Origin of the sequence: Rhodopirellula maiorica SM1 (assembly GCF_000346295.1) — a bacterium.
Taxonomy (GTDB): Bacteria; Planctomycetota; Planctomycetia; order Pirellulales; family Pirellulaceae; genus Novipirellula; species Novipirellula maiorica.
In genome coordinates, this window is the sequence record NZ_ANOG01000665.1 from 1 (window position 1) to 5,700 (window position 5,700).

The following is a 5,700-nucleotide window of genomic DNA, read 5'->3' on the forward strand; positions in this document are numbered from 1 at the left end:
CTTCGAGTGACGATGAAATGGGCACATTCAAAAGCGGCCTGTACTACATGGGCAAAAAGCGGCCCGATCTGGAACTTGTGCCGGTCTACATTGACAACGTCAACCGCATCCTTCCTCGCGGCGAATTTTTGCCGGTACCACTGCTGAGCTGCATCACGATCGGCCCGCCGATCTTTCTCGAAGCCGGTGAACCCAAAACCGAGTTCCTCAAACGCGCTCGCGAAGCGGTGCGCCGATTGAAAGACTTGTAGCGTCACACTGCTCGGCATCGGTACATTTTTCCGCATTCGTCCTCGTATCGGTCCGCGATCGACACGGCGTACGGGTGTACAATACAGCGACCTATTCTCTGAACACTGGTTTGCCCCCCGCCTATGCCAAGTTGCGAGACTCGCCTTGAATCCCCTGCTCCCTCACAAGATGCTGTCTCCGCACCAGACGCAACTGCACTCGCACCAGACGCACCTCGGCCTCTTGCTTATTGCCGTCATTTTGATGACTGGATGTGGCTCGAGCGAATCCCCGCAACGCAAGGCGGTTCAGGGGCGAATCACGATCGACGGAGCCCCCGCCCCCGCTGGATCCATCAGCTTTCTACCCGCCCGAGGAACTTCTGGCCCCGCCGCAACGTCTCTGATTGTCGACGCGGAATATCAGTTTACGCACTCCGATGGGCCTTATACTGGAATGCACCACGTCGTCATCAGCTTGGATTCACCATCAACGGTTGCTAGCACTGACAGCGTCGATGCAAGTGCTGACGACCAAATGGAAGCAGCGACGGTGGATCCAAAACGACGAACCGATGCCAAAACGCCCCCCTCGCGTCGAAAGCGACAGTCGGCTTCCGCCGCAGAGGGTAAACGCAAGTGGGAATTTGAATATTCGGTGCCTCAAGACGACCAGAGCGTCAAGAACTTTGCGTTAACGACGCAAGAATGAAATCCTAAACTACAAAAAGTCATGCCCGTTTTCTCAACCCGCCGTCACGCATTCACGCTGGTCGAGCTGCTCGTCGTGATCGCGATCATCGGAGTCTTGGTCGGTTTGCTTTTGCCGGCGGTACAAGCGGCACGTGCCGCGGCACGACGGATGAGTTGTTCCAACAATTCGAAACAGTTCGCGCTTTCGCTTCACAATTACCATTCCGCGTTCAACACATTTCCTTCGGGCAGCATCGTCTCGGGCCCCAACGGCTATTCATGGGGAATGGTCTCACAAGTACTGCCGTTCATGGAACAGTCGGCAAGCTACGAATCGATCGATTTCACCCAAGCTCACTGCGGCGACCATATCAAGGACTTGCAAGCTCGCGGTGGCAACGATCCCTCATCGAAACCGATTGCGATGCTGATGTGCCCGAGCGATCCAAGCTCGGGGCGATCACTGTTAAGCGGTCCGCTTGGCCCGCTGCCGCTCTCGGGCGACTGTGGCGTGTTGAACCCGATCAATTATCTCGGCAACGCCGGTAGCCTGGACGACGACATCAACAATACCTACCAAGCGTGCGGCGGCATTCCAAGCGGCGCAGGATTCGATGACGGCAACGGGATGTTCTACAACGAGAGCCAGAAGCGGTTTCGCGACATCCTGGATGGATCAAGCACCACGATTCTGTTTGGCGAGCGAACGATGCCCGACGACTTGGGTTGGGGCTGGCCAATCTGTGGCGGTAATGAATGTGAGCACTACATTTCCGCCAAAATGGGTCTTTTGCACGGCAACCATAAACGCAGCGAATATTACTTGCACCTGCAACATTACTGGAGTCATCACGAAGGCGGTTGTTACTTGACGTTTGCCGACGGCAGCGTTCGCTTTGCAACCTACAACATGAACTACAACACCTACCTCGATCTGTCGACGCGAAACGGTCACGAAGTGATCGCATCGGAGTGGTAATCACTCGTTCACGAGGCTCCCGCCTGGGAACGCACTGCACCCGAGGCTCCGCCTCATCCACGCCCAAAATCTCCGGGCAGGCAGGAGCCTGCAAGGCAGTGGGTTACCAGGCAGCAGCCTGGGAACCAGGACACTCGTTCCTCAGGCTCCCGCCTGGGAACGCACTGCACGCGACGCTCCCGCCTCATCCACGCCGTCCCCGACGTTCCGCTGTGCGACCTCGTCGCTATGTTGCTGGACAGCGTTGCGGTTAAAAAAAGGCCGCCAAATTTACCCGCCGACGCCGAAGGCGTTCAACAACAAAGCCCAGGTCGCGGAGCGCACCCTGGGGCCTCTAGGTTTGCGTGAGCCACAATCGCAGAATCTCGGCGCTCATCGTGAAACCGTTCAACACAACATGCACGACCAACGACGGGGTGATGCGTCCGGTTTGGCGATACAGAAAGCCAAGTCCCACCGAGAAAAAGAACAGCGGTATCGCGGCGGCACCTTGATTACCGTGCATCAGTGCGAAGATCAAACTGGTGGCAAACATCGGCCACAGACTCTTGGGCCGCCAAAGCTCCACCGCGTCTTCTTCGAGCGGATCCTCTTGAGTATCGGTCTCCACAGGCCGGTCGGCAAACGCCTGCAAACCGCCTTGCAACAACACTCGAAACAAGAATTCTTCGACCCACGGAGCGACGAGCGCGGTTCCCACAAACAACACAATCAAGAACACCGGTGTCGGTGACTGTTTCATCACGTCCAGCACCGGGTGTTTGTACTCGACAAGCAACGATGCAAAGTGAGCAATCAGTAACGTCGGAGGTATCAACATCAACGACGCCTTCAGCCCGACCACGACATCTTTGGCTTTCCAAACCAACCCCAATCGCTCTGCCGCATCGGATCGAATCAGTCGCAGGAAACCAAGCGTGCCGGTAAAGGCGATCAAACCGCCGACCGATTGGGCGGATAATCCCGCCAGCAACAAATCGGAACTCGGCGGCGAACCTTCGGTCGTCGGACGAATCTGGCCCATCGCCACAAAAAGCTTGGCCGTCAACAGCGTCAGCACCAAGCTCAACCCAAACATCAACATCGCATCGGCAACGGTCCAGAAAGGTCGATCGCGAACCTCCGCAGGCAAGATGACGTCCATCGACGGTCGCCCCGAGCGAAGGACTTGCCGCAACGTCTTGCCCCATAAAAGGACACACCCGACAACGATCATCAAGACCGTACTGGCAAACACCGCGTCAACAATTTGCATGTCGTGGTCCCGTTACGAGGCGTCCTGCTCACCACGCATAACGCGAGCGGCGGCCATCGTGTAGTCGTAACCTGAATAGACGGTCAACGCGATCGAGGACCAAATCAGGATCGTCGCCGTGGTCAACAACCAAGCGGCCACCGGAGTGCTCATCAAGCACAACAGTGATGCAACAATCGCCGCACACTGCAAAACCATCTTCCATTTGCCCAGCCAGCTTGCTGAAAATCGCCGCCGCCCCCTTCGATAATCCCTCGCAAACTGGTCACCAGCAGTTCGCGGCCGACCACGACTGTGGCCATCCAAGATGCGATCCCCGATCCCGCCTGCTCGACCAACGCGATGAACGATCCGCAGATGATAATCTTGTCCACGAATGGATCAAAGATCCGCCCCAACTTGGTGACTTGCCCGTATTTCCGAGCCCAATAGCCATCCATCCAATCAGTCGACGCGGCGATCAGAAACACCACCATCGCTGAGGCGAAATAGCCCATGGGGATCAATACCACCACCGCAATCGCCAACAAGAACCGCGCCGACGTCAACGCGTTGGGGACATTGTAGATCGACGTGGATGTCGCTGAAGTCATTGCCAAATTTGTGCTCATAGATCGTGCCGTAACAAGTCCCAAGACTAACAGATCACGCCCAAATGCGAAGTGGCCCTGTTTTCTAACCCGACGCGACCTCACACAGTCTCGCCCGATTTGAAACCACTTAATGGCGGTCTATTCACTCAGAGCCTTTTGCAGCAATGTCGCTGCGCGGCAATGTAAAATCATCTCGATTACTCGCCCAGCGATGCGGCGATCAAATCGTATCCGTCCGAAGCGACGATCTCACATTTCTTGATATCTCCCACCTGGATCGACTCGCTGTCGTCCGAAGGAGATACGTAAACGATTCCGTCGATATCCGGTGCCTCGCTGCGTGTCCGGCCGATCCAAACACCCTCTTGCTCTGGAAGCGGAGAATCGATGATGACATCGTCGACCGTTCCGATTCGGCTTTGCACCCATTCAAACGCGATCTGTTGCTGGACTGCCATCAACTCGCCCTGCCGACGCTCGGCCACCTCTTTGGGCACGCGGTTGGGCAACTTGGCCGCCGGCGTGTCTTCTTCGACCGAATAGGTGAACACACCAAGGTGTTCGAATCGCTGCTGCTCGGCAAAATCGATCAGCTCCGCAAAATCCTCGTCGGTTTCGCCGGGGAATCCTGCGATCATCGTCGTTCGCATCACGAGATTGTCGATTCGCGAACGCAATTTGCCGAGAATTTCTTCTTGCAGCGATCGAGTCGTCTTGCGAGCCATGCGTTTCAGCATCGTGTCGCTGGCGTGTTGAAGCGGCATGTCGATGTACGGCAACACTCGCTTGGCACCCGCCAAGGTATCGATCAACGCGTCGTCGATGTACATCGGATAGAAGTACATCAAACGGATCCACTCGACCGAATCGATCTTGTCCAATTCGGTCAACAATTCCGTCAAACGCGGAGCACCGTAAAGGTCCTTGCCGTAATAGGTTGTGTCTTGAGCCACGACGACAACCTCTTTGACGCCGCTGTCGCCAAGCCGCTTGGCCTCGTCGATGACTTGATCCATCGGCTTGCTGTAGTGTTTGCCCCGCATCTTTGGAATCGCACAAAACGTACAAAGACGATCGCAGCCTTCGCTGATTTTCAGATAGGCAAAGTGCCGTGGCGTGACCGCACTTCGCACCGCATCGCTGAGCGGATTGATCGGGGCAGGCCGAAAGATTTTCTGCTGCTCTTCGATCCCCGATTGCAATCGGTCAATCACCGAGACGATCTCGTTGCGTCCAAAAACGCCGATCATCGCATCGATTTCAGGTCGTGCCTCGAGCAGTTTTCCTTGTTGACGTTCCGCCAAACAGCCGGTGACGACCACATTTCGAATTTTTCCCTGTCGCTTCAGCGCCAGCATCTCGTCGATTGCCCCAAGCGACTCGTCACGCGCCGAATCGATAAACCCGCACGTATTGACGACAACAAAGTCGGCATTGTCGACCGAATCGACCATCGCATAGCCGTCTTCATCGAGCCGACCGAGCATCTGTTCGGTGTCGACCAGGTTTTTGGGACAGCCGAGGCTGATCACGGCGTAGCGGCCTCGCTTGCTAGAATCGTCGCCCGCCGGACGGTTTTGCAGAGGAGATGGAGTATCGGAGACGACAGGAAGTTGCATGGAGTGCACAAACAAAAGGACGGGGGGAAAGCTAAGCCAGCACGAATTTTCGCAGCGACAGCTGAATTAAACCCAAGAAAAGCCGAATTGGCTACCGACTTTCTCGGGATTCCCGCCGTTATTTTGCCGCAGCCCCACCGTGTTTGTCGCCTGCGATGGAATTGCGTGAGGATAGCCCCCCCAAAAGGCGAGTTAGGTATGAAGCTGAAGTGCAGTCGAGCAACCAAAAACGGTAGGCCGGATCAGCGCATACGGCCAACGCTGTGAAGCATTTTTCGTAGCGAAACTCGCAGAGAGTTTCGGTTTTACTCACGTGGCCGAAAGTCTCTAC

Annotated in this window: 7 protein-coding genes and 1 pseudogene; 3 read left to right on the forward strand and 5 right to left on the reverse strand. The window is 56.0% G+C overall.

Translation table 11 applies throughout. From position 1 onward, the window contains the following. The 3 genes from RMSM_RS21300 to RMSM_RS21310 all read left to right on the forward strand — a co-directional run. Positions 1-251, forward strand: a 251-nt coding sequence (locus RMSM_RS21300) for an acyltransferase (protein ID WP_040768721.1), incomplete at its 5' end; no start/stop codon positions are given. A gap of 145 nt (positions 252-396) precedes the next feature. Next, positions 397-942, forward strand: a complete 546-nt coding sequence (locus RMSM_RS37185) for a hypothetical protein (RefSeq protein ID WP_144057835.1) — start codon at positions 397-399, stop codon at positions 940-942. A gap of 21 nt (positions 943-963) precedes the next feature. After that, positions 964-1,902: a DUF1559 domain-containing protein gene (locus RMSM_RS21310; protein ID WP_008701074.1), complete on the forward strand. Its 939-nt coding sequence runs from the start codon at positions 964-966 to the stop codon at positions 1,900-1,902. A gap of 334 nt (positions 1,903-2,236) precedes the next feature. Here RMSM_RS21310 and RMSM_RS21315 read toward each other — a convergent pair whose 3' ends face one another. From RMSM_RS21315 to RMSM_RS42880, 5 genes and pseudogenes are all read right to left on the reverse strand, one after another. Beyond that, positions 2,237-3,157 (reverse strand): CPBP family intramembrane glutamic endopeptidase, encoded by a 921-nt coding sequence (locus tag RMSM_RS21315; RefSeq protein WP_008701076.1) that lies wholly within the window; start codon positions 3,155-3,157, stop codon positions 2,237-2,239. A gap of 12 nt (positions 3,158-3,169) precedes the next feature. Beyond that, positions 3,170-3,310 carry a hypothetical protein gene (locus tag RMSM_RS42875; RefSeq protein WP_008701078.1) on the reverse strand — a complete coding sequence of 47 codons (141 nt, stop codon included), beginning with the start codon at positions 3,308-3,310 and terminating at the stop codon, positions 3,170-3,172. Next, complete coding sequence (locus RMSM_RS21320) at positions 3,310-3,768, reverse strand: CDP-alcohol phosphatidyltransferase family protein (RefSeq protein ID WP_008701080.1); 459 nt, start codon at positions 3,766-3,768, stop codon at positions 3,310-3,312. The genes RMSM_RS42875 and RMSM_RS21320 overlap by 1 nt, the downstream gene beginning before the upstream one ends. Positions 3,769-3,947: 179 nt before the next feature. Then, a complete protein-coding gene (gene rimO / locus RMSM_RS21325) occupies positions 3,948-5,369 on the reverse strand; it encodes a 30S ribosomal protein S12 methylthiotransferase RimO (RefSeq protein ID WP_008701083.1) in 1,422 nt (473 codons plus the stop codon). Positions 5,370-5,487: 118 nt separating this feature from the next. After that, positions 5,488-5,700, reverse strand: a pseudogene (locus RMSM_RS42880) (hypothetical protein); the annotation flags it as partial.

Bases quoted from the DNA above. Each gene is read 5' to 3' on its own strand.
- RMSM_RS21310 (WP_008701074.1), top strand. From the start codon at position 964: ATGCCCGTTTTCTCAACCCGCCGTCACGCATTCACGCTGGTCGAGCTG.
- RMSM_RS21315 (WP_008701076.1), bottom strand. From the start codon at position 3,157: ATGCAAATTGTTGACGCGGTGTTTGCCAGTACGGTCTTGATGATCGTT.
- RMSM_RS42875 (WP_008701078.1), bottom strand. From the start codon at position 3,310: ATGAGCACTCCGGTGGCCGCTTGGTTGTTGACCACGGCGACGATCCTG.
- RMSM_RS21320 (WP_008701080.1), bottom strand. From the start codon at position 3,768: ATGAGCACAAATTTGGCAATGACTTCAGCGACATCCACGTCGATCTAC.
- rimO (WP_008701083.1), bottom strand. From the start codon at position 5,369: ATGCAACTTCCTGTCGTCTCCGATACTCCATCTCCTCTGCAAAACCGT.